The sequence below is a fragment of the Pseudomonas sp. BNK-44-b genome, assembly GCF_047456245.1.
Taxonomy (GTDB): domain Bacteria; phylum Pseudomonadota; class Gammaproteobacteria; order Pseudomonadales; family Pseudomonadaceae; genus Aquipseudomonas; species Aquipseudomonas machongensis.
In genome coordinates this window covers 230,437-253,786 of sequence record NZ_CP179908.1, presented here as the reverse complement: position 1 = coordinate 253,786, position 23,350 = coordinate 230,437, and the positions used below count along the sequence as shown (strand labels likewise).

The following is a 23,350-nucleotide window of genomic DNA, read 5'->3' as shown; positions in this document are numbered from 1 at the left end:
TCTCACCCGTGGCAGAAAGCACAAAGGCGACCCGAAGGTCGCCTTTGCTGTTCATAACGATCGAAATCGTTACTTTTTCTTACGCACATACAGGACCAGGTTGTGGTCCACGAGCTCGTAGCCATGCTCAGCCACGATCTCTTTCTGGCGGCGCTCGATCTCCGCATCCATGAATTCGATCACTTCGCTGGTATCCACGTTGACCATATGGTCGTGGTGGCCGCCATCGGCCAGCTCGAACACCGCGTGGCCGCCATCGAAGTTGTGGCGAACCACCAGACCCGCTGCTTCGAACTGGGTCAGTACACGGTAGACGGTCGCCAGACCGACATCCTCACCTGCTTCCATCAGCGCCTTGTAGACATCCTCGGCGCTCATGTGACGCTGCTCGGTCGAATCGAGCATCTGAAGGATCTTGACTCGAGGCAGGGTCACCTTGAGACCGGCTTTGCGCAATTCGCTATTTTCAACCATGGTCAGCTTTCTCGCCGATGCTGCTTCGCAGCTTCTCTTAATACGGGTATGATCGGGGTTTACGTTGTCCAGCCAAGATAGTGGAAGTCGCCCACCGATGCAAAACACCAAGCTCTTGCTAACCAGCCTCACCCTCGTGGGACTGCTCGCACTCGCCGGTTGCTCGTTTCCCGGGGTTTACAAAATCGACATCCAGCAGGGCAATGTCGTCACGCAGGACATGATAGACCAATTGCGCCCCGGAATGACCCGACGGCAAGTAAGGTTTATCATGGGCAACCCGCTCCTGCAGGACACCTTCAACACCAATCGGTGGGATTATCTCTACAGCATCCAGCCTGGCGGCGGTAAGCGCCAGCAGGAGCGCATGAGCATCTTCTTCAACGAAAGCGACCAACTGGTCAGCCTGTCCGGCGACTTCATGCCAGGCGTGAGCCGCGACCAGGAAATCCTGGGCGGCAGCAGCACCACGACCGTCAGCCCGGCCAACCAGCCGTCTCAACAGCCAGAGAAGCCAGCCAAGGCCGGCTCGACGGAAGAGTCGATCCAGCGTGAAATCGACACCATCGAGACGACACCGGTGCCCACACCGGCTCCCCTGGAGACCTCGCCGCAATAACGGCATGGCCCATGAAAAAGCCCGGACATGGTCCGGGCTTTTTATTGCGCAGCGCATACAGCAACAACCTTACCCGCGTGCAGCCTTGGCCCTTTCGGCTCGCTGTCTGCGCATCGCCTTCGGGTCGACCAGCAGCGGCCGGTAGATTTCCAGGCGCTCGCCCTCCTCTACCTGACGCTGCTGCGGATCGGCAACGACCTTGCCGAACACGCCTACCGGGCAGCTTTCAATATCCAGCCCTGGCACTTGCGCAGCGATACCAGACAAGCGCAAGGCCTCACGCAGCGTCACGCCCTGCGGCACCCGGCACGCCAGCAGCCACTGGCGTGCCGCAGTCGCGTAAGCCACCTCGATACCCAGCGTCTCAGCCATGCAGCTGCTTGGCTCGCTGGCAGAAGGCATCGACGAGGGTGTTGGCTGCCTGGTTGAACAATGGCCCGAGGGTGGCGCGCACCAGCGGCCCGGCGTAATCGAACGACAGGTCGAGGCTGATCTTGCAGGCTTTCTCGCCCAACGCCTTGAACACCCACACACCATGCAACTGGGTGAAGGGCCCTTCTTCCAGGTTCATCTCGATGGATTGCCCCGGTACCAGCACATTGCGCGTGACGAACTGCTGGCTCATGCCACCCTTGGCTACCTCCAGCTTCGCCCGCATGTGCGTGTCACTCGCCTCGAGCACCGTCGAGTCCGAGCACCAGGGAAGAAACTCAGGGTAGCTGGCCACGTCGTTGACCAGGTCGTAGAGCGCCTGGGCAGGGTATGGCAGCAGGGCGGAGCGTTGAATATGGGTAGTCATCCAGGCATCACTTCCAAGCTGGGCGGCAGCGCATCGCAGCGCTTCGGAACGGTTCCGTACAACGGAACGAGGCCTGCATTGTCCGGGATTCATCCTGCTGGCTCAAGCGCACCGAACCCCATAGCCAGAGGACGTGGCGACTGCCTATAATGCCGCCCCTATGGCTAAGCAAAAGAAACATCCGACCGGGACCATCGCGCAGAACAAGAAAGCGCGACACGATTACTTCATCGAACACAAGTTCGAGGCCGGGCTGGTCCTGTCCGGTTGGGAAGTAAAAAGCCTGCGGGCCGGCAAGGCGCACCTGACCGACAGCTACGTGCTGCTCAAGGATGGCGAAGCCTGGCTGTTCGGCAGCCACATCACCCCGCTGAACACCGCCAGCACCCACGTCATCGCCGACCCCATGCGTACCCGCAAGCTGCTGCTGAACAAGCGCGAGCTCGAGCGCGTGGAGGCTGCCGTGGCGCAGAAAGGCTACACCTGTGTGGCCCTGGCGCTGTACTGGAGCAAGCACCTGATCAAGTGCGAAATCGCGCTCGGCAAGGGCAAGAAGGAGTTCGACAAGCGCGACACGATGCGCGAGCGCGACTCCAACCGCGAGCTGCAGCGTGCGGTGCGCAACAAGGGCAAGGAAGAGTAGATCTTCTTAGGCGGGCAAGTCGGAGCGGCGGTTCGGCGCTCCGACTTGCCCGCGAATGCTGCAACACGTGTCTAGCGCCCGTTGCGTCGCTCCGCACGCGCCACGCGCTGGGCTTCCTGCTGCGCTTCTTCCAGCACTTCCTGCACATACAGGATGTGCCGGCTCGACACCTCCCGCGCATCTTCCGCACGCCCCTCGACGATCGCCTCGTACAGTTCGCGATGCTGACTGATCAGCATGTCGCGCGTTTCCGTACGCTGCTGGTACATGCCCCCGATGTTGGTCACTACATTGCGCTTGAGCAGGTCGAACAGACCACGAATGGTATGCAACAGCACGGCATTGTGGCTGGCCTCGGCAATCGCCAGATGAAACCGGGCATCCGCTGCGCCCTCTTCTGCACGACTGACCTCATCGACGCGGGCATAGCAGTCCTGCAGCGCATCGAAGGCGGCCTTCAACCGCGCCCGATCCGGCTCGGTGGCACGCTGGGCTGCGTAGAAGGCGCATGAGGCCTCAAGGGTGTGACGAAACTCCAGCAGGTCGCGCTGAGCCTCAGGGTTGTGCTCAAGCAACTGCAACAAGGGATCACTGAACGTCGATCCCAGCGACTCGGCCACATAGTTGCCGCCCCCCTGGCGGCTGACCAGCAGCCCCTTGGCCACCAGTTTCTGGATCGCCTCGCGCAACGACGGGCGGGAAACGCCGAACTGCTCGGCCAGGGCGCGCTCGGCGGGCAGGCGCTGCCCCGAGGTCAACGTCCCCTCGAGAATCATCCCTTCCAGTCGATCGACGATATCGTCGGACAGGCGCCGTTGGCGGACCTGATCAAAAACCATCACATGCTCTCCACAAACCCCGGCACCGATTTCGGGGCGCCTATTCTGCGCCTATCCGCGACAGCCCGACAGATATTCCTCGATTGATCCGACGCGATCTCGCCCTCCGCTCATCGGCACTCGACCAAAGTTTTGCTTGGGACAAATTGACACACCCCGTATCCGGCTTTTAACCTAGCGACCAGTCATTGTAAATTGGTCTTACCAATTATCCAATGCCAGTGCTGACCAACAACAATTAGGGGTTACCCCATATGCAAACCTGGCAACAACTCTACACACCGCTTGGTAGTCTCGGCCTGTCCGCACTGGCGGCGGTCATCCCCATCGTGTTCTTCTTCCTAGCCCTCGCCGTGTTCCGCCTCAAGGGACACGTGGCAGGCAGCATTACCCTCGGCCTGTCGATCCTGGTGGCGATCTTCGCCTTCCAGATGCCTGTCGACATGGCCCTTGCCGCAGCAGGCTACGGCTTCCTCTATGGCCTCTGGCCGATTGCCTGGATCATCGTTGCCGCAGTGTTCCTGTACAAACTCACGGTCAAGAGCGGCCAGTTCGAAGTCATCCGCAGCTCGGTACTGTCGATCACCGACGACCAGCGCCTGCAGGTGCTGCTGATCGGCTTCTGCTTCGGTGCCTTCCTCGAAGGCGCAGCCGGCTTCGGCGCGCCCGTGGCCATCACCGCCGCACTGCTGGTGGGTCTGGGCTTCAACCCGCTGTATGCCGCGGGCCTGTGCCTGATCGCCAACACCGCGCCGGTCGCCTTCGGCGCGCTGGGCATTCCGATCATCGTCGCCGGGCAAGTGACCGGTATCGACGCCTTCCACATTGGCGCCATGACCGGCCGCCAGCTGCCGCTGCTGTCGCTGTTCGTGCCGTTCTGGCTGGTGTTCATGATGGATGGCCTGCGTGGCGTGAAAGAGACCTGGCCCGCCGCGCTGGTCGCCGGCCTGAGCTTCGCCGTGACCCAGTACTTCACGTCCAACTTCATCGGTCCTGAACTGCCGGACATCACCTCGGCCCTGGCCAGCCTGATCGCCCTGACCCTGTTCCTCAAAGTCTGGCAGCCCAAGCGCGCGTTCGCCGAGGCCAAGGGCAGCGTCGGTGCGGCCGTGGTCAGCAGTGGCGGCAGCCAGCCTTCGCCGTACAGCTTCGGCGAGATCTTCAAGGCCTGGTCGCCATTCCTGATTCTCACCGTGCTGGTGACCATCTGGACCCTCAAGCCCTTCAAGGCTGCGTTCGCGCCGGGCGGCGCGATGTACAACTTCGTGTTCAACTTCGCCATCCCGCACCTCGATCAACTGGTGATCAAGACTGCCCCGATTGTCACCGCACCGACCGCAATGCCGGCCGTGTTCAAGCTCGACCCGATCTCCGCCACCGGCACCGCGATCTTCCTGTCGGCACTGATCTCGATGTGGGTCCTGAAGATCAATGTCAAAACTGGTCTTACCACTTTCAAAGAGACCTTCTGGGAACTGCGCTGGCCGATCCTGTCGATCGGCATGGTGCTGGCCTTCGCCTTCGTCACCAACTACTCGGGCATGTCCTCGACCATGGCCCTGGTCCTGGCCGGCACCGGCGCGGCGTTCCCATTCTTCTCGCCGTTCCTGGGTTGGCTGGGCGTGTTCCTGACCGGATCCGACACGTCGTCCAACGCCCTGTTCAGCTCGCTGCAGGCCACAACTGCGCACCAGATCGGCGTCAGCGACACCTTGCTGGTCGCCGCCAACACCAGCGGCGGCGTGACCGGCAAGATGATCTCGCCGCAGTCGATCGCCGTGGCCTGCGCCGCCACCGGCCTGGTCGGCAAGGAGTCGGACCTGTTCCGCTTCACCGTCAAGCACAGCCTGTTCTTCGCGACCATCGTCGGCCTGATCACCCTGGTCCAGGCCTACTGGCTGACCGGTATGCTGGTTCATCACTAAAGTGACAGGGGCCGGGCGCCCTCATGCGCCCGGCAGCTCCCTCAACCCACGCTGCGAGAATCCATGATCATTTCAGCCTCCACCGACTATCGCGCCGCGGCCCAGCGCAAGCTGCCCCCCTTCCTGTTCCACTACGCCGACGGCGGCGCCTACGCCGAGCACACCCTGCGCCACAATGTCTCGGACCTGGCCAGCATCGCCCTGCGCCAGCGTGTCCTGAGAAACATGTCGGAGCTGAGCCTTCAGACCCGGCTGTTCGACGAAACCCTGAGCATGCCCGTGGCCCTGGCCCCGGTCGGACTCACCGGCATGTACGCGCGCCGTGGCGAAGTGCAAGCGGCGCGCGCGGCGGCGGCGCACGGCATTCCCTTCACCCTGTCCACGGTGTCGGTCTGCCCGATCGAGGAAGTGGCGCCGGCCATCGACCGGCCCATGTGGTTCCAGCTGTATGTCCTCAAGGACCGCGGCTTCATGCGCAACGCCCTGGAGCGTGCCAAGGCCGCCGGGGTGAAGACGCTGGTGTTCACCGTCGACATGCCCGTGCCCGGCGCCCGCTACCGTGACGCCCATTCCGGCATGAGTGGCGCCAACGGCCCGATGCGTCGTGTGTTGCAAGCCATGACCCACCCTGAATGGGCCTGGGACGTCGGCGTGATGGGACGCCCCCACGACCTGGGCAATATTTCCACCTATCGCGGCAACCCGACCGGCCTTGCCGACTACATCGGCTGGCTGGGCAACAATTTCGACCCGTCGATTTCCTGGAAGGACCTGGAGTGGATCCGCGAATTCTGGGACGGCCCGATGATCATCAAGGGCATCCTCGACGCCGATGACGCCCGTGACGCCGTGAGGTTCGGTGCCGACGGCATCGTCGTCTCCAACCACGGCGGCCGCCAGCTCGACGGCGTGCTGTCCAGCGCTCGCGCCCTGCCGGCCATTGCCGACGCGGTCAAGGGTGATTTGAAGATTCTCGCCGACTCGGGTATCCGCAGCGGCCTGGACGTGGTGCGCATGATCGCCCTGGGCGCCGACACGGTGCTGATTGGCCGCGCCTTCCTCTGGGCTCTGGCCGTGCATGGCCAGGCTGGGGTGAAGAACCTGCTGGAGCTGTTCGAGAAAGAAATGCGCGTGGCCATGGTGCTGACCGGCGCCAAGTCGATCGGCGAGATCAGCCGCGATTCACTGGTACGCGAGTTGGGCGCCTGAGCCCTTACGAAACAAACGCCTGATAGTCCGGGGCACGTCGCGCGCCAGACGCGCCGGCCCCGCGAGGAGATTGCATGAGCCTGCCCGCTGCGTTCCTGCGTGATGCCGAGCGCCTGATCCCTGCCGAACGCCGTTTCGACGACCCGACCTCGACCCTGGCCTTCGGCACCGACGCCAGTTTCTACCGGCTGATCCCCAAGCTGGTGGTGCGCGTCGAATCCGAGGACGAGGTGGTCGAGCTGATCCGCCTGGCCCAGCGTGAGCGCGTGCCGGTAACCTTCCGCGCTGCAGGCACCAGCCTCTCCGGGCAGGCCATCAGCGACTCGGTGCTGATCGTGCTGGGCGACAACTGGAACGGCCGCGAGATTCGCAACCAGGGTGAACAGATCCGCCTGCAGCCCGGGGTCATCGGTGCCCAGGCCAATGCCTGGCTGGCCCCCTACGGGCGCAAGATCGGACCTGATCCGGCGTCGATCAATGCCTGCAAGATCGGCGGTATCGTCGCCAACAATGCCAGCGGCATGTGCTGCGGTACCGCGCAGAACACCTACCACACTCTTGCTGGCCTGCGCCTGGTACTGGCCGACGGTACTCGCCTGGACAGCGAAGACCCGGCCAGCGTCGCCGCCTTCGAACAGAGCCACGCCGCACTGCTCGACGAACTTGCCCGCCTTGGCCGTGAGACCCGCGCCAACACCGAACTGGCCGACCGCATCCGCCACAAGTACAGGCTGAAGAACACCACCGGCCTCTCGCTCAACGCACTGGTGGACTACGACCAGCCGCTGGATATCCTCCAGCACCTGCTGGTCGGCTCCGAAGGCACCCTGGGTTTCATCAGCGCAGTCACCTATGACACCGTGCCTGACCACCCGCACAAAGCCAGCGCCCTGCTGGTGTTTCCCACTGTCGAAAGCTGCTGCCGGGCAGTGACCGTGCTCAAGCGCCAGCCCGTGTCGGCGGTCGAGCTGCTCGATCGCCGCAGCCTGCGCTCGGTGCAGGAGATGCCAGGCATGCCGGCCTGGGTGAAAGGCCTGTCGAGCAACGCCTGCGCCCTGCTGATCGAGTCCCGCGCCGCCAGCCAGAGCCTGCTGCACGAACAACTGGCGCTGGTGATGGGGTCAATCGCCGAATTCCCGCTCGAGCAGAAGGTCGAGTTCAGCGAAGACCCGACGGTGTACAACTTGCTGTGGAAGATTCGCAAGGACACCTTCCCTGCCGTCGGCGCCGTGCGCCAGACCGGCACCACGGTGATCATCGAAGACGTGACCTTCCCGGTAGAGCAACTGGCCGAGGGCGTCAACCGCCTGATCCAGCTGTTCGACAGGCATCGCTATGACGAGGCGATCATTTTCGGCCACGCACTGGAAGGCAACCTGCACTTCGTTTTCACCCAGGGCTTCAACAGCGCCGAGGAAGTTGCGCGTTACCAGGCCTTCATGGAGGACGTCGCGCAACTGGTGGCGGTGGAGTTCAGCGGCTCGCTCAAGGCCGAGCACGGCACCGGACGCAACATGGCGCCCTTCGTCGAGCTGGAATGGGGCAAGGACGCCTACCAGTTGATGTGGGCACTCAAGCGCTTGCTCGACCCCAACGGCATCCTCAACCCGGATGTGGTGCTCAGCAACGATCCGGACATCCACCTGAAAAACCTCAAGCCACTGCCGGCGGCCGACGAGATCGTCGACAAATGCATCGAGTGCGGTTTCTGCGAGCCGGTGTGCCCGTCCAAGGGACTGACCCTCAGCCCGCGGCAGCGCATCGTCATGTGGCGCGATATCCAGGCCAAGCGTCGTGCCGGCCTCGACACCCGCGAGCTGCTGCAGACCTATCAATACCAGGGCATCGATACCTGTGCCGCTACCGGCCTGTGCGCCCAGCGTTGCCCGGTGGGGATCAATACCGGCGAACTGGTGAAGAAACTGCGCGGCCAGGCCGCCGATCACCTGAAGACTGCCAACTGGCTGGCCGAACACTTCCACTCGGCCCTCAGTGGCGCACGCCTGACCCTCGCCGCGGCCAACGGCGCACGCAAGCTGCTCGGAGCCCCACGCCTGGCGCGCCTCAGCAGCGGCCTGCGCAAGGTCAGCAACGGTCGCCTGCCGCAGTGGACAGCGGCCATGCCGCAACCGCTCAAACCGATCGACTTCGGCCCGGCAAGCCACGATGCACGACCCCGGGTGGTTTACCTTGCGGCCTGTGTGTCGCGTGTCATGGGCCCGGCCTATGGCGATCGCGAGCAGCGCTCGTTGCTGGACAAGACCCAGGCCCTGCTGGAAAAGGCCGGCTACCAGGTGATCTTCCCCGACAACGCCAACAACCTCTGCTGTGGCCAGCCATTTGCTTCCAAGGGCTACGCCGAGCAGGCCGAGCACAAGCGCCAGGAACTGATCGCCGCCCTGCTGCATGCCAGCCGTGGCGGCCTCGATCCAATCTACTGCGACACCAGCCCCTGCACCTTGCGCCTGGTACAGGACCTGGGGGAAACCCGGTTGGATCTTTACGACCCGGTGCGCTTCATCCGCACGCATCTGCTCGACAAGCTGGAGTTCACCCCACAGGAGGAACCTGTGGCCGTACATGTCACCTGCAGCACCCAGCACCTGGGCGAAAGCCAGGCGCTGATCGACCTCGCGCGGCGTTGCAGCAAACAGGTGGTGATTCCCGAGGGTATCCACTGCTGTGGGTTCGCTGGTGACAAGGGGTTCACCACGCCAGAGCTCAATGCCCATTCCCTGCGCAGCCTGAAAGATGCCGTGCAGTACTGCAGCGAAGGGATTTCCACCAGCCGTACCTGCGAGATCGGGCTGTCGAGCCATAGTGGTATCGACTATCACGGATTGGTCTATCTGGTGGACCGAGTGACACGCGCACGAGCTATTTAGGTCAGCGCAATCCCTGTGGGAGCAACTGTCTTGCTCAAAATCTAAAGACCAGCCCAATCCCCTGTGGGAGCGGGCTTGTCCCGCGAACACGGGCGTAGCCCGTGCCAGGCAGCGCGGTGTCTTTTTCGCGGGTAAACCCGCTCCTACAATGGGAGCGGGTACCCAGGCGATTGCCCAACAGCCCGCAACCATTTGTTACAAGTAAATGCTAATCTGCAGCCCCCTTCTTCCGCTGTCGTTGGCCCCCGATGTCTGAGTCCGCACCGTTGCTGTTGCGTCACCACCGTCCGTTCATCGCGTTCTGGCTTGCGCGGGTCTTCACCGCCAGCGGCTTCCAGATGCTCACCGTGGCCATCGGCTGGCACCTCTACCAGCTCACCGGCAACGTCCTGGACCTGGGCCTGGTCGGCCTGGTCGAATTCGCCCCACGGGTGCTGTTCATGCTGCACACCGGGCATGTCGCCGACCGCTACGACCGGCGCAAGGTCGCCGCCCTGTGCCAGTGCCTGCAAGGGCTCATCGCCCTGGCCCTGGCGCTGGGCAGTGCCACCGACAGCGTCACCCGTGAACTGATCTTCGTGCTGGCCTTCCTGCTCGGTGCCACCCGCTCCTTCGAGATGCCTGCGACCCAGGCACTGCTGCCCAACGTGGTGCCGCCGGGGCTGTTCCCGCGCGCCGTCGCTGCGTCGGCGTCGGCGACCCAGGCAGCGACCATCGTCGCCCCGGCGGTCGGCGGCCTGCTCTACGCTTTCGGCAGCATCTGGGTGTATGGCCCGACGGTATTGCTGTACGCCATTGCCTGCCTGCTGATGCTCAGCCTCGACTCGCGCCAGCAGACACCCCAGCGCGGCCGTGCCAGCCTGGAATCACTGCTGGCCGGCATCCGCTTCATTCGCAGTCGCCCGGACATCCTCGGCGCCATCTCGCTGGACCTGTTCGCCGTACTGCTCGGCGGTGCCACGGCGCTGCTGCCGGTGTTCGCGAAGGATATCCTGCTCACCGGCGCCTGGGGCCTGGGTCTGCTGCGCTCGGCCCCGGCGGTAGGTGCCTTGTTGATGTCGCTGTGGCTGGCGCGCTTCCCGGTAGAACGCAAGGTCGGCCGGACCATGTTCACCGCCGTCGGCGTGTTCGGCGTGGCGACCATCGCCTTTGGTCTGTCGACCTCGTTCTGGTTCTCGCTGGCGGTGCTGGTGGTACTGGGCGCGGCAGACATGATCAGCATGGTTATCCGCAGCGCCTTCGTGCAACTGGAGACACCCGATGAAATGCGCGGCCGGGTCAGCGCGGTGAACGGGCTGTTCATCGGTGCCTCGAATCAGCTCGGCGAGTTCGAATCCGGGGTCACTGCGCACTGGTTTGGCACAGTTCCGGCGGTGGTACTGGGTGGTGTGGGCACGCTGGTGGTCACCGGCGTGTGGATGAAGCTGTTCCCGACCCTGGCCAACCGCGACCGCATGCACACTCCGCAATAGTCTTCATGGGGCTGCCTGGCAGCCCTTTCGCGGCACCAGGCCGCGCCGACAGTGGGCGCCACGCCACAAAGACCAACAGCCATAGGCCCCCGCCCCCCATGCTGGTATGATGCGCGGCTTTTTTCCGCCCCCACAAAACCACGGCAACCGGTACGGTCTGTGCTTTGCTGATGGGGTCGAATACATTCACGGCGCCGCGGCGCCATGGGAGCAGGCATGCTGGAAAGGCTGTTTCAACTAAAAGCACACAACACCAACGTGCGCACCGAGATCCTCGCGGGCGTCACCACCTTCCTGGCGATGGCCTACATCCTGTTCGTCAACCCGAGCATCCTCGGCGAAACCGGCATGGACAAGGGCGCGATCTTCGTCGCCACGTGCCTTGCCGCCGCCATCGGCTCGGTCACCATGGGCCTGATCGCCAACTATCCGATCGCCCTCGCCCCGGGCATGGGCCTGAACGCCTTCTTCACCTACACCGTGGTCCTGCACATGGGCCACACCTGGCAGGTGGCACTGGGTGCGGTATTCCTCTCGGCGGTGCTGTTCTTCCTGCTGTCGATCTTCCGCATCCGTGAGTGGATCGTGAACAGCATCCCGCTGCCGCTGCGCTCGGCGATCGCCGCCGGTATCGGCCTGTTCCTGGCACTCATCGCCCTGCACAATGCGGGCATCGTCGTCGATAACCCAGCCACCCTGGTCGGCCTGGGCGACCTCAAGCAGCCTGCACCGATCCTGGCCACCCTCGGCTTCTTCCTCATCGTCGGCCTCGAGTCGCTGAAAGTACGCGGCGCCGTGCTGATCGGCATCCTCGCCGTGACGGTGGTGTCGATCCTGGTGGGTGCCAGCCAATTCGGCGGCATCGTTTCCATGCCGCCGTCGCTGGCCCCGACCTTCCTGCAACTGGACATCAAGGGCGCGCTGGACGTCGGGCTGATCAGCGTGATCTTCGCCTTCCTGTTCGTCGACCTGTTCGACAACTCCGGCACCCTGATCGGCGTGGCCAAGCGCGCCGGCCTGATGGGCAAGGACGGCCACATGCCGAAGATGGGCCGTGCGCTGATCGCCGACAGCACCGCAGCCATGGCCGGCTCGCTGCTGGGCACCTCGACCACCACCAGCTATATCGAATCGGCTGCCGGCGTAAGTGCCGGCGGACGCACCGGCCTGACCGCCATCGTGGTAGCCGTGCTGTTCCTGCTGGCGCTGTTCTTCGCGCCGCTGGCCGGTAGCGTGCCGGCCTACGCCACCGCGCCGGCACTGCTGTTCGTTGCCGTGCTGATGGCCTCGGGCCTGGCCGAGATCAACTGGGACGACGTCACCGAGGCCGCGCCGGTGGTGGTCACCGCCCTGGCCATGCCGTTGACCTATTCGATCGCCAACGGCATCGCCTTCGGCTTCATCGCCTGGACCGCCATCAAGCTGATCTCCGGTCGTCATCGCGACCTGAACCCGGCCCTGGTGATCCTGTCCATTCTGTTCGTCATCAAGCTGGGCTGGTTCAACGCATGAGTGCCGTCTTCGACCCTTCGCAATACACGACCCAACTGCAGGCCAAGGTCGAGCGCCTGCGCGAGCTGCTGGCGCCCTTCGATGCACCGCAACCTGCCGTGTTCGAGTCGCCGCGCGAGCACTATCGCCTGCGCGCAGAGTTCCGTCTGTGGCGCGAAGAGGGTCAACGCCACTACGCGATGTTCGCCCCGGGCGAGAAGCACAAGGCAATTCTCATCGACGACTTCCCCATCGCCAGCCAGCGCATCAATGAACTGATGCCCCGTCTCAAGGCCGCCTGGCAGGGCAACGAAGACCTGAGCAATCGTCTGTTCCAGGTCGAGTTCCTGACCACACTGGCCGGCGATGCCATGGTCACCCTGTGCTATCACCGCCCGCTCGACGAGGCCTGGGAGGCTGCCGCGCAGCAACTGGCCGCACAACTGGGCGTCAGCGTGATCGGTCGTTCCAAAGGAAAGCGCGTGGTGATCGGCCGTGACTATGCCGTGGAGAAACTCGACATCGCCGGCCGCACCTTCAGCTACCGCCAGCCTGAAGGCGCCTTCACCCAGCCCAACGGGGCAGTGAACCAGAAGATGTTGGGCTGGGCCTGCGAGGCGATGGGCGAGCGCAGCGACGACCTGCTGGAGCTGTACTGCGGCAACGGCAACTTCACCCTGCCCCTGGCCACCCGCGCGCGCCAGGTGCTGGCCACCGAGATCAGCAAGACCTCGGTCAACGCCGCCCTGCACAACCTCGACGAAAACGGCATCGACAACGTGCGCCTGGTACGCCTGTCGGCCGAGGAACTGACCGAGGCGCTGAACGAGGTCCGCCCATTCCGTCGCCTGGAAGGCATCGACCTGAAAAGCTACGACTTCGGCACCGTGTTCGTCGACCCGCCACGCGCCGGCATGGACCCGGACACCTGCGAGCTGACCCGGCGTTTCGAGCGGATCCTGTACATCTCCTGCAACCCCGAGACGCTGGCGCAGAACATCGCTCAACTGCACGATACCCACCGTATCGAACGCTGCGCGCTGTTCGACCAGTTCCCCTACACCCACCACATGGAAAGCGGGGTCCTGCTGGTCCGGCGCTGATCGATGGATGGCCGGGGCCACCTGTCAGGCCCCGGCATTCGTTCAGAAATCGAAGAACACCGTCTCCCCTTCCCCTTGAATACGGATATCGAAGCGATACGCCGTCTTCCCGTCCACCTCGCAGCGCTTGGCGATCAGCGTCTCGCGCCGCTGCGGCTGCTCGATCAGGTTGAGCACCGGGCACTTGGCGTTGGCCTCGGCCTCGTCATCGAAATACAAACGGGTGTGCAGGTGGATGTTGATCCCCCGGGCGAACAGGCTGATGTTGATGTGCGGTGCCATCGGCACCCCGGCAGCATTGTTCACCATGCCTGGCTTGACCGTGTGCAAGGTCCATTCACCTGCATCGAAGGTGGTGGCGGTCCGGCCGAAGCTGTTGAAGGTGTTCTCCAGGTTGAACATGTCCTGGTAGTGGCCGTTGGCGTCGGCCTGCCACACCTCGAGGAAGGAATCACGCACCAGATGGCCATTGCCATCGTACACCTGGCCGATCAGCAGGATGTGCTCGCCCGGAGCCTCCGGGCGGGCCAGGCGGTTCCAGATTTCCTGGTCGCGGGTCGGGTTACCGGCAGCTTCCAGGGCCAGGCCGATGTGCACATAGGGGCCGGCGGTCTGCGAGGGGGTCTCCGGCAGCAGTTCGATAGGCATGACGGGTCTCCTCAGCGATTCTCGAAGTGGGTCTGGCGCTGGCCACGCAGCACGATGTCGAAGCGATAGGCCAGGCAGTCCATCGGGTTGGCGTGGCTCATGTCGAGCCGGGCGATCAGGCGCTGCACCGCGTCCGGGTTGGCGATCGACTTGACGATCGGGCACATCGGAATCAGCGGATCACCTTCGAAATACAGTTGGGTGATCAGCTTGGTGGCAATCGAAGGGCCGCTGATGGAGAAGTGGATGTGCGCCGGACGCCAGTCGTTGGGGCCGTTGCGCCAGGGATAGGGGCCGGGCTTGATGGTGCGGAAGCTGTAGTAGCCGTCACGGTCGGTCAGGCAGCGACCGACGCCACCGAAGTTGGGATCGAGCGGGGCCAGGTAGCGGTCGTTCTTGTGGCGGTAGCGACCACCGGCGTTGGCCTGCCACATCTCCACCAGGGTATTGGGCACCGGCTTGCCGTACTGGTCGACGACCCGCCCGGCAACGATGATGCGCTCACCGATCGGCAGGCCACCGTTGTTGAAGTTCAGCAACAGGTCATGGTCATGCTCGCCGAAGCGCAGGTGGGAAAAATCAGGGCCGGTGCTTTCGCTGACCGACTGGGCAATGCTCACCAGCGCCTGGCGCGGCGAGCGGGCGATGGATGTCTTGTAATCAGGCGTGAGGGCCTTGGGGTGCCAGTTGCGATCACGGATCACGAAGCGGCTGGTGTCCTGAGCGGGCATGCCGTTTTCCTCTCTTGGAATTGTTCGAACCACCTGTGCGTGGCAGGCGGACTTGCAGTTTCCGGCAGGTCGCGCAGGGCGAAAACTGAAAACATGGGCGCCAGACATAACCATTTGGTTATGCAACTTTTCGTCAGACCACCTGATCTGAAGCGCTGGACTATTCTGGATGGACTGCGGTGCTGGCTGCGCAGAGCCCACGGCCCTTCAACCAGGCACGACACTCACAGCGGAGAACTTCTATGGATTGGCGAAAAGGCCGACGCAGCGACAATGTGGTGGATGCACGCGGCGAAGGCGGTGGCGGCGGGATGCGCTTCGGCGGTGGCAAGGGCCTGGGGCTGGGCGCCGTGCTGCTGATCATCGGCATCGGCTGGATCACCGGCCAGGATCCGCTGCAGATCCTCGGCCAGCTCGCCGGCCAGATGGAGCAACAGCAGGCAGCGCCCAGCGGCGCTGGCGGCAAGGCACCGCCGGCCAATGATCAACAGGCCGAGTTCGTCGCCTCGATCCTGGGCGACACCGAAGATACCTGGAAGGCCCTGTTCGCCCAGGCCGGCAAGCAATACCGCGACCCCAAGCTGGTGCTGTTCAGCGGCCAGGTCAACTCCGCGTGCGGCTTCGCCTCCTCGGCGGTCGGCCCCTTCTATTGCCCGGCTGATCAGCGGGTGTACCTGGACATGTCGTTCTTCCGCGAAATGGAAACCCGCTTCGCTGCCGCCGGCGACTTCGCCCAGGCCTACGTGATCGCCCACGAAATTGGCCACCACGTACAAACCCTGCTCGGCGTCTCGGCCAAGGTCGATGCCGCACGCCGCAGCGGCCAGCGCCTTGAGGGCGACAATGGCCTGCTGGTACGCCAGGAACTGCAGGCCGACTGCCTGGCCGGTGTCTGGGCCTACCAGGCTCAGAAACGTCTCAACTGGCTGGAGCCCGGCGATGTCGAAGAGGCACTCAACGCCGCCAACGCCATCGGCGACGACCGCCTCCAGCAACAGGGGCAAGGACGGGTGGTGCCCGACTCCTTCACCCATGGCACCTCGGCGCAGCGGGTACGCTGGTTCAAGGCTGGCTTCGGCAGTGGCGATCTCAACCGCTGCGACACCTTCAACGCACGCAACTTGTAACGCCCTGCTGCAACGGGCGTTGCAGCGCCTCTCCAGAACGCAATACGACCAATGGGTCATTTTTCTGCTGATAAACGTTTCAGCCGCAGCCGATTCGGCCGATAACCCCGTGGACCCATCAGCTGGCCCCTACAAGAACAACGCCCGGCGACGTGAGATTTTGCAAGACACATTTTCTGGAGAGCGTGCATGAACAGATGGTTTGCCGACAAGAGCGTGAACCTCAAACTCGGGCTGGGCTTCGGCCTGGTCCTGGTATTGACCGGCCTGCTGGCCCTGGCCAGTTGGACCAGCCTGGGGAGCCTCATCAATCGCAGCAACTGGATGAGCGACATTACCCGCCTCAACACTGACCTGACCAATCTGCGCGTGGCGCGCCTGCAATACATGATCGCCAACGGCGACGACGCCGCCGCCGCCAACACGCTGGCGAAGCTGGAAACCTTCAGCGCCCAGCAGCAGCACCTGGAAAGCACCTTCAAGAGCCCCGAGAACCTGAAGCTGCTGCGTGAGCTGGGCAAGATCATCGCCGACTATCGCATCTCGCTCGACAAGATGCGCGCAGGCTACAAGATCACCCTTGCGACCCGTGAAACCCTCGACCAGAACGCGACCAAGGCGATCCAGTTGATCGAAACGATCAGCAAGGATGTCCTGGCCCGTGACGAAAGCGATGCGACCCGCTTGCAGCAATACCTGGTAATCAGCAAGGCCCGCCAGCAGCTGACCCAGTTGCGCCTGGACGTACGCAGCTATGTCGCGGCGCCAAGCGACGTCGCCGAGCAAGCGGTGCTGCGCCAACTGCAGCAGACCTTCACCGAGATCGACGGCCTCAAGCGCCAGCTGACCAGCGATGGCGCTGCCATCGAGCAGTTCGAAGGCGCAGTGCGTGCCTATGGCGAGTCGGTTCGCCAGCTCAGCGCCTCGACAGCCCAAATCGCTGTGTCCCGTCAGGAAATGACCGTGCAGGGCGGCGACATCGTCAAGCTCAGCGACGACCTGTACAAGATCCAGCTCGAACGCCGTGACATCGAAAGTGCCGAGGCCCGCACCCTGCAGATCGGCGCGACGCTGCTGGCCCTGCTCATCGGCGTACTCGCCGCCGTGATCATCACCCGCCAGATCACCCGCCCGCTGCGCGAGACCCTCGCCGTGGTGGAGAAGATCGCCGGTGGCGACCTGACCCACAACCTGCAGGTCACCCGCCGCGACGAACTGGGCGTGCTGCAGCAAGGCATTGCGCGCATGGGTACGACCCTGCGCGACCTCATCAGCGGCATCCGTGACGGTGTTACCCAGATCGCCAGTGCGGCCGAGGAGCTGTCGGCGGTGACCGAGCAGACCAGCGCCGGCGCCAACAGCCAGAAGGTCGAGACCGACCAGGTCGCCACCGCCATGCACGAAATGGCCGCCACCGTGCAGGAAGTCGCGCGCAACGCCGAACAGGCGTCGCTTGCAGCAACCAACGCCGACGGCGAAGCCCGTGCCGGTGACAAAGTGGTGGGCGAGGCGATCAACCAGATCGAGCGCCTGGCCGCCGAGGTCAACCGCTCCACCGAAGCGATGAATCTGCTGCAACAGGAAAGCCAGAAGATCGGCAGTGTCATGGACGTGATCAAGTCGGTGGCCGAGCAGACCAACCTGTTGGCGCTCAACGCCGCCATCGAAGCGGCTCGCGCCGGTGAGGCGGGGCGTGGGTTCGCCGTGGTCGCCGACGAAGTGCGTGGCTTGGCGCAGCGCACGCAGAAGTCCACCGAAGAGATCGAAGAGCTGGTCGCCAGCCTGCAGAACGGCACACAGCAGGTAGCCAACGCCATGCTCGGCAGCCGCACCCTGACCGACAGCAGCGTGGAACTGGCACGCAAGGCCGGCGCGTCGCTGGAGAGCATCACCAGTACCGTGTCGGGCATCCAATCGATGAACCAGCAAATCGCCGCCGCCGCAGAGCAGCAGAGTGCCGTGGCCGAAGAGATCAGCCGCAGCATCCTCAACGTACGCGATGTGTCCGAGCAGACCGCCGCCGCGAGCGACGAGACAGCCGCCTCCAGCGTCGAGCTGGCGCGCCTGGGTGGACAGTTGCAAACCCTGGTCAGCCATTTCCGCGTCTGACCACGCCTTCCGGGGCCGCGTCGCGGCCCCAATCCTTCCCCCAAAAAATCTGCTGAACGGCGTTTCAGCTCCTGCAAACATTGCCGATATCTCTTCTGCGGCAACGGAGGGCCCATCACAAAAACAAATGCCGTGTGACGGGAAATCCCGCGAGCAGGCGCTTTCCCCCGGGGAACCTCCATGAGCAACTGGTTTGCCAACATCAGCGTCAAACTCAAACTGATGCTGGGCTTCGGCCTGGTCCTTCTACTCACCACTGCACTGGCCTTGACCGGCTGGAACAGCCTGGAAAACCTCGTCGCACGCAGCAACTCGATGGGGCAGATCACCCAGTTCAACACGCACCTGAACAACCTGCGCGTGGCGCGTCTGCAATACATGCTCGCCGATGGCGACGAGAGCGCCGCCGCCACCGTGCTGGCCCGCCTGGACACCTTCGAACAGCACAAGCAGGAACTGCTCGCCAGCTTCGACCACCCCCAGAGCCTGCAACTGCTGCGCGAACAGGCCAGCTACATCGACCAGTACCGCGCCTCGCTGGACAAGATGCGCCAGGGCTACCGCGCCATCGCCAGCAAACCCGACGCCGAGCAGCCGGTACGCGACGCCCGGGCGGCGATCGCCACGGCACGCCAGGAAATGATCGAGGAGCAGGCGCAGATCACCAAGCGCAGCGACGAGCTGTACAAGATCGAACTTGGCAGACGCGACGTCGATACCGCCCAGGCGCGCAACCTGCAACTGGGCGTGGCGCTGCTGGCGCTGGTGTTCGGCCTGCTCGGCGCCGTGGTCATCACCCGCCAGATCACCCGCCCCTTGCAGGAAACCCTCGAGGTGGTGAAGAAGATCGCCGAAGGCGACCTCACCCAGCGCCTGGAAATCACCCGGCGTGACGAACTCGGTGCCCTGCAGCAGGGCATCGCGGGCATGGGCGACACGCTGCGCGCACTGATCACCGGTATCCGCGACGGCGTGACCCAGATCGCCAGCGCCGCCGAGGAACTGTCGGCGGTGACCGAGCAGACCAGTGCAGGGGTCAACAATCAGAAGGTCGAGACCGACCAGGTCGCCACCGCCATGCACGAGATGACGGCGACCGTACAGGAGGTCGCACGCAACGCCGAGCAGGCATCCCAGGCCGCCACCCAGGCCGACGGCGAGGCCCGTGCCGGCGACAGGGTGGTGAACGAGGCCATCGGCCAGATCGAACGCCTGGCCGCTGAAGTACAGCACGCCACCGAGGCGATGAACCTGCTGCAACAGGAAAGCCAGAAGATCGGCAGCGTCATGGACGTGATCAAGTCGGTGGCGCAGCAGACCAACCTGCTGGCACTGAATGCCGCCATCGAAGCGGCGCGTGCCGGTGAAGCCGGGCGCGGCTTTGCGGTGGTCGCCGATGAGGTCCGTGCCCTGGCCCAGCGCACGCAGAAATCCACCGAAGAGATCGAAGAGCTGGTCGCCAGCCTGCAGAACGGCACCCAGCGCGTGGCCAACGCCATGCAAGGCAGCAGCGGGCTGACCGACAGCAGCGTGGAACTGGCACGCAAGGCAGGCACCTCATTGGCCAGCATCACCCGCACCGTGTCGGGGATCCAGGCGATGAACCAGCAGATTGCAGCGGCAGCCGAGCAGCAGAGCGCCGTGGCCGACGAGATCGGCCGCAGCATCATGAATGTGCGCGATGTGTCGGAGCAAACGGCGGCGGCCAGCGAGGAGACAGCGGCGTCAAGCGTGGAACTGGCGCGGTTGGGTGGGCAATTGCAGACGATGGTCAGCCACTTACGCGTTTGAAGCGCATCCCGCAGGTTCCCCGCTGCGGTTGAGCTCGGCGGGGTACCTGCGGGAGCGGGTTTGTCGGGGCGCCGAAGCGCTGCGAAGCAGACACACGGCGGATGGCACCGGCTGCGCCGGTGCTCGCCAAGGGTATTACTTGACGATCAACCCTACCCCGCGTCCGCGCGGATCGGATGCGGTCTCGAGCTTGTCGCCGGTGACCCGGATCGCCTGGATATCGCCCATCTCCCAGCCTTGGTCCTCAAGCACGTAGCCCATTTTCTTCAGATCCTCTGCCACCTGCCCTTTGAGCGGTGCATAGCTGTCGAAATAGATGGTGTCCTTGGGCAGCAACTGATGGTGCACGCGCTGGGCGGCCACGGCTTTTTCCAGCGGCATGCCATAGTCGTACAGGTTGTTCATCACCTGGAAGATCGAGGTGAAGATCCGCGAACCACCGGGCGTACCGACCACCAGGGTCAGCTTGCCGTCGCGGGTGACCAGGCTCGGGCTCATGGACGAGAGCATGCGCTTGCCCGGCTCGATGGCGTTGGCATCCCCACCCACCACGCCAAAGGCGTTGGCCGCTCCCGGCTTGGCGCTGAAATCGTCCATCTCGTCGTTGAGCAGGAAGCCCGCGCCCTTGACCACCACGCCGCTGCCATAGTCGAGGTTCAGGGTATAGGTGTTGCTCACCGCATTACCCTGCTTGTCGACGATGGAGAAGTGCGTGGTCTGGTGCGGCTCCAGGCCCGGCTTGACCTTGTCGGTGTCGGAGATCGCATTGGGGTTGACCTGCGCCGCGCGCTTGGCGAGGTAGTCCTTGGCCACCAGCTCCTTGACCGGCACCTTGGTGAAGGCCGGGTCGCCCAGGTAGTCGGCGCGGTCGGCGAACACGCGCTTCTCGATCTCGGCCAGCAGGTGGATGTACTTCGCCGAGTTGTGCTCGACCCCCTTGAAGTCGGCTGCGCGGTCTTCCTTGATGCCCAACAGCTGGGCCAGAGCGACGCCACCAGAGCTTGGCGGTGGCGCGGTATAGACCACATTGCCACGCCAGTCGATGGCGATCGGATCGCGCCACACGGCCTTGTAGTCCTTCAGGTCTTCCTTGGTGATCAGGCCCTTGTCGGCCTGCATCTGCGCCACCAGCAGGTCAGCGGTCTTGCCCTGGTAGAACTCGCTGACGCCCTTGTCGGCGATGCGCTCCAGGGTCTTGGCCAGCTCGGGTTGCTTGAACAGCTCACCGACCTTCATGTTGCCGAAGTAGTCATTGAAGTTGGTGGCGGTCTTGAACAGGCCCTGGGCATCGTCGCGATATTGGTATTGCTTCTGCGCGATCTTGAAGCCGTTCTGCGCGTAGCCGATGGCCGGGGTAAGCAGCTCGCTCCACTTGAGCTTGCCGAACTTCTGGTGCGCCTCCCACAGGCCCATCACCGTGCCGGGCACGCCAGCAGCGCGCACGCCAACCAGGCTGAGGTTTTCGATGACCTCGCCCTTGTCGTCCAGGTACATGTTGCGCGTGGCGGCCTTGGGCGCGACTTCACGATAGTCGAGGAAGTACGGCTTGCCGTCGACGAACAGGGTCATGAACCCACCGCCGCCGATGTTGCCGGCTTCCGGGTAGGTGACCGCCAGGGTGAAGGCGGTGGCGACCGCGGCATCCACCGCGTTACCGCCCTTCTTGAGAATGTCGGCGGCTACCTGTGCGCCATATTGATCGGGCGCCGCCACCGCGCCACCTTCGAGCGTCACGGCATAGGCGGAAGAACAGCTCAGGATCGCGGCCCCGAGGGCCAGGGACTGGAACATGACGATACGCATGACACTTCCTTGGTGTTGTTTTTGTCGAGCACTCATTTAAGGCTCAACCGTTGCGACTAAGCAAACGGCACACAGGAAGGGAGGCGTCTTTGGGCAAATCTGTCGCGTTCAGGTAACTCAGCAGGCGTACATCGATAGCTTGCGCTGGATGAAGTCGAGGAAGCACTGGATGCGCAGCGCCAGTTGAGTATTGCGGTAGTAGACCGCGTGGATCGGCTGGCGATAGCCGTTGTTGGCCTCGGCCAGCACCACCTGCAGGCGGCCAGCGCGAATGTCTTCGTGGGTCATGAAATGCGACAGGCTGACAATGCCCTCACCGGCCAATGCCAGCTGGCGCAGGGTCTCGCCGCTGGAGGCGAGGATCGCCGGGCGGATCGGCCAGCGATCGCCCTGAGCATGGCGCAACGGCCATTGATTGAGCGTTTCGGGTGCGCTGAACCCCAGCAGGCAGTGCGCACTGAGGTCTTCGACCTTCTGCGGTGTGCCGCGCCGGGCCAGGTAATCCGGGCTGGCGAGCACCTGCACGGGGCTGCACCCCAGCGATCGGGCGTGCAGGCTGGAATCGGCCAGTTCACCGATGCGAATGGCCACGTCGGTGCTCTGTTCCAGCAGGTCAATGATCAGGTCGTCGGTATTGAGCTCGAGCTCGATGCCGGGGTACTGGCGGCGAAACTCGCCGATCCACGGCAGGATGGCATGCAGCATGAACGGTGCAGCGGCGTTGATCCGCAAACGCCCGGATGGGGTCTGGCGATTCATCGACAGGCGCTCTTCCATGTCGTCCATCTGCTCGAGGATGGCCCGCGAACGCTCGAGGAAGAAACGCCCTTCCTCGGTCAGGTCCATGCGCCGGGTGGTGCGGTTGACCAGCGTGGTCCCAAGCTTGCCCTCCAGGCGCGACAGGGTGCGACTCACCGCCGACGGGGTCTGGCCCATCTGCTCGGCGGCGGCGGAGATCGAACCGCAGTCGATGACGGCGACGAATACCTGGAGTTCTTCGGATCGGGTTTTCAAGCGGCGGCCTTGGGCTTGGGGTAGTGCTGATTGATAGCTGCTGGGCGATCACGGCGCAAGTGGCGCCGCGTCATCACTCGGCCTTGCCGAACACCTTCGCCAGGTGCGCTTCATACGCTGCCAGTGCTGCTGGCACATCCGGGCGCTTCATCACATCCACCGCCAGGAAGGTCGGCAGGCCGGTCATGCCAAGGAACTGATTGGCCTTGTGGAACGGGAAGTACACCGCATCCACACCTTTGCCTTCGAAGAAGTCGGTCGGATCGTCGAAGGCCTGCTGCGGTGCGTTCCAAGTCAATGAGAGCATGTACTGCTTGCCCTGGATCAGGCCGCCGCTGCCGTACTTCTGCGAGGCATCGGAACGGGTGCGGCCATCGTTGGCGTACAGGCTGCCATGGCCCTCGGTGAAGACATCATCGATGTACTTCTTCACGGTCCAGGGCGCGCCCATCCACCAACCTGGCATCTGGTAGATGACCACATCCGCCCAGAGGAATTTCTGCACCTCTTCCTTGACGTCATAGCCACCGTCGATAAAGGTCTGCTGCACATCGAAACCGGCGCGGTCCAGATAGGCCAGGGCGGCCTCGTGCAGGGTGCGGTTCAGGCGGCCGTCGGAATGAGCGAACTGTTTGCCGCCGTTGAGTAGAAGAATCTTTTTCATGGTG

General features: G+C 63.9%; 20 protein-coding genes. 11 read left to right on the top strand and 9 right to left on the bottom strand.

Going from position 1 to position 23,350, the window contains the following annotated elements:
- Positions 1 to 69 precede the first annotated feature (69 nt).
- Entirely contained in the window at positions 70 to 474 is a 405-nt protein-coding gene (gene fur / locus ACMGGG_RS01255) for a ferric iron uptake transcriptional regulator (RefSeq protein WP_046788147.1), read from the bottom strand.
- Between the two features lie 97 nt (positions 475 to 571).
- Between fur and ACMGGG_RS01250 the strand changes: the two genes are divergently transcribed.
- The gene (locus ACMGGG_RS01250; RefSeq protein WP_054892627.1) at positions 572 to 1,093 is read left to right on the top strand and encodes an outer membrane protein assembly factor BamE; all 522 of its coding nucleotides are present in this window, start codon (positions 572 to 574) and stop codon (positions 1,091 to 1,093) included.
- 69 nt (positions 1,094 to 1,162) lie between these two features.
- On the opposite strand, the gene ACMGGG_RS01245 is transcribed toward ACMGGG_RS01250, so the two are convergent.
- Both ACMGGG_RS01245 and ACMGGG_RS01240 read right to left on the bottom strand, forming a co-directional pair.
- A complete protein-coding gene (locus tag ACMGGG_RS01245; RefSeq protein ID WP_151926432.1) occupies positions 1,163 to 1,465 on the bottom strand; it encodes an RnfH family protein in 303 nt (100 codons plus the stop codon).
- Positions 1,458 to 1,892: a type II toxin-antitoxin system RatA family toxin gene (locus tag ACMGGG_RS01240; protein WP_054892629.1), complete on the bottom strand. Its 435-nt coding sequence runs from the start codon at positions 1,890 to 1,892 to the stop codon at positions 1,458 to 1,460. Before ACMGGG_RS01240 ends, ACMGGG_RS01245 begins: the two co-directional genes overlap by 8 nt.
- Positions 1,893 to 2,052: 160 nt before the next feature.
- On the opposite strand from ACMGGG_RS01240, the gene smpB reads away from it, so the two are divergent.
- Entirely contained in the window at positions 2,053 to 2,535 is a 483-nt protein-coding gene (smpB, locus tag ACMGGG_RS01235) for an SsrA-binding protein SmpB (protein WP_027917703.1), read from the top strand.
- A gap of 71 nt (positions 2,536 to 2,606) precedes the next feature.
- On the opposite strand, the gene ACMGGG_RS01230 is transcribed toward smpB, so the two are convergent.
- Positions 2,607 to 3,374, bottom strand: coding sequence for an FCD domain-containing protein (locus ACMGGG_RS01230; RefSeq protein WP_054892630.1), 768 nt, complete (start codon positions 3,372 to 3,374; stop codon positions 2,607 to 2,609).
- Between the two features lie 254 nt (positions 3,375 to 3,628).
- Here ACMGGG_RS01230 and ACMGGG_RS01225 point away from each other — a divergent pair, with 254 nt between their 5' ends.
- From ACMGGG_RS01225 to trmA, 6 genes are all read left to right on the top strand, one after another.
- Positions 3,629 to 5,299 (top strand): lactate permease LctP family transporter, encoded by a 1,671-nt coding sequence (locus tag ACMGGG_RS01225; RefSeq protein ID WP_054892631.1) that lies wholly within the window; start codon positions 3,629 to 3,631, stop codon positions 5,297 to 5,299.
- Positions 5,300 to 5,362: 63 nt separating this feature from the next.
- On the top strand, positions 5,363 to 6,508 hold the full coding sequence (gene lldD, locus ACMGGG_RS01220) for an FMN-dependent L-lactate dehydrogenase LldD (RefSeq protein ID WP_112897265.1): 1,146 nt from the start codon (positions 5,363 to 5,365) through the stop codon (positions 6,506 to 6,508).
- Positions 6,509 to 6,582: 74 nt separating this feature from the next.
- Positions 6,583 to 9,393, top strand: coding sequence for an FAD-binding and (Fe-S)-binding domain-containing protein (locus ACMGGG_RS01215; protein WP_414154744.1), 2,811 nt, complete (start codon positions 6,583 to 6,585; stop codon positions 9,391 to 9,393).
- A 248-nt stretch (positions 9,394 to 9,641) separates the two neighbouring features.
- Positions 9,642 to 10,865 (top strand): MFS transporter, encoded by a 1,224-nt coding sequence (locus ACMGGG_RS01210; RefSeq protein ID WP_063542712.1) that lies wholly within the window; start codon positions 9,642 to 9,644, stop codon positions 10,863 to 10,865.
- A 216-nt stretch (positions 10,866 to 11,081) separates the two neighbouring features.
- Positions 11,082 to 12,377, top strand: a complete 1,296-nt coding sequence (locus ACMGGG_RS01205) for an NCS2 family permease (RefSeq protein ID WP_054892635.1) — start codon at positions 11,082 to 11,084, stop codon at positions 12,375 to 12,377.
- The gene (gene trmA, locus ACMGGG_RS01200; RefSeq protein WP_054892636.1) at positions 12,374 to 13,459 is read left to right on the top strand and encodes a tRNA (uridine(54)-C5)-methyltransferase TrmA; all 1,086 of its coding nucleotides are present in this window, start codon (positions 12,374 to 12,376) and stop codon (positions 13,457 to 13,459) included. Before ACMGGG_RS01205 ends, trmA begins: the two co-directional genes overlap by 4 nt.
- Before the next feature lie 42 nt (positions 13,460 to 13,501).
- Here trmA and pcaG read toward each other — a convergent pair whose 3' ends face one another.
- Both pcaG and pcaH read right to left on the bottom strand, forming a co-directional pair.
- Positions 13,502 to 14,107 carry a protocatechuate 3,4-dioxygenase subunit alpha gene (gene pcaG, locus ACMGGG_RS01195; RefSeq protein WP_063542710.1) on the bottom strand — a complete coding sequence of 202 codons (606 nt, stop codon included), beginning with the start codon at positions 14,105 to 14,107 and terminating at the stop codon, positions 13,502 to 13,504.
- A gap of 11 nt (positions 14,108 to 14,118) precedes the next feature.
- Complete coding sequence (gene pcaH, locus ACMGGG_RS01190; protein ID WP_063542708.1) at positions 14,119 to 14,838, bottom strand: protocatechuate 3,4-dioxygenase subunit beta; 720 nt, start codon at positions 14,836 to 14,838, stop codon at positions 14,119 to 14,121.
- 242 nt (positions 14,839 to 15,080) lie between these two features.
- Here pcaH and ACMGGG_RS01185 point away from each other — a divergent pair, with 242 nt between their 5' ends.
- The 3 genes from ACMGGG_RS01185 (at position 15,081) to ACMGGG_RS01175 (ending at position 19,865) form a co-directional block, all read left to right on the top strand.
- Entirely contained in the window at positions 15,081 to 15,965 is an 885-nt protein-coding gene (locus tag ACMGGG_RS01185) for a neutral zinc metallopeptidase (protein ID WP_125930820.1), read from the top strand.
- 189 nt (positions 15,966 to 16,154) lie between these two features.
- Positions 16,155 to 18,074, top strand: a complete 1,920-nt coding sequence (locus ACMGGG_RS01180; protein WP_414154743.1) for a methyl-accepting chemotaxis protein — start codon at positions 16,155 to 16,157, stop codon at positions 18,072 to 18,074.
- A 180-nt stretch (positions 18,075 to 18,254) separates the two neighbouring features.
- Positions 18,255 to 19,865 carry a methyl-accepting chemotaxis protein gene (locus tag ACMGGG_RS01175; RefSeq protein WP_414160008.1) on the top strand — a complete coding sequence of 537 codons (1,611 nt, stop codon included), beginning with the start codon at positions 18,255 to 18,257 and terminating at the stop codon, positions 19,863 to 19,865.
- Positions 19,866 to 20,000: 135 nt separating this feature from the next.
- On the opposite strand, the gene ggt is transcribed toward ACMGGG_RS01175, so the two are convergent.
- The 3 genes from ggt to ACMGGG_RS01160 all read right to left on the bottom strand — a co-directional run bounded on the left by ggt (position 20,001) and on the right by ACMGGG_RS01160 (position 23,346).
- Positions 20,001 to 21,668: a gamma-glutamyltransferase gene (gene ggt, locus ACMGGG_RS01170; protein ID WP_063542700.1), complete on the bottom strand. Its 1,668-nt coding sequence runs from the start codon at positions 21,666 to 21,668 to the stop codon at positions 20,001 to 20,003.
- 117 nt (positions 21,669 to 21,785) lie between these two features.
- Positions 21,786 to 22,682 (bottom strand): LysR family transcriptional regulator, encoded by an 897-nt coding sequence (locus tag ACMGGG_RS01165; RefSeq protein WP_054892645.1) that lies wholly within the window; start codon positions 22,680 to 22,682, stop codon positions 21,786 to 21,788.
- 73 nt (positions 22,683 to 22,755) lie between these two features.
- Positions 22,756 to 23,346 (bottom strand): NAD(P)H-dependent oxidoreductase, encoded by a 591-nt coding sequence (locus ACMGGG_RS01160; protein WP_063542698.1) that lies wholly within the window; start codon positions 23,344 to 23,346, stop codon positions 22,756 to 22,758.
- Positions 23,347 to 23,350: the final 4 nt, after the last annotated feature.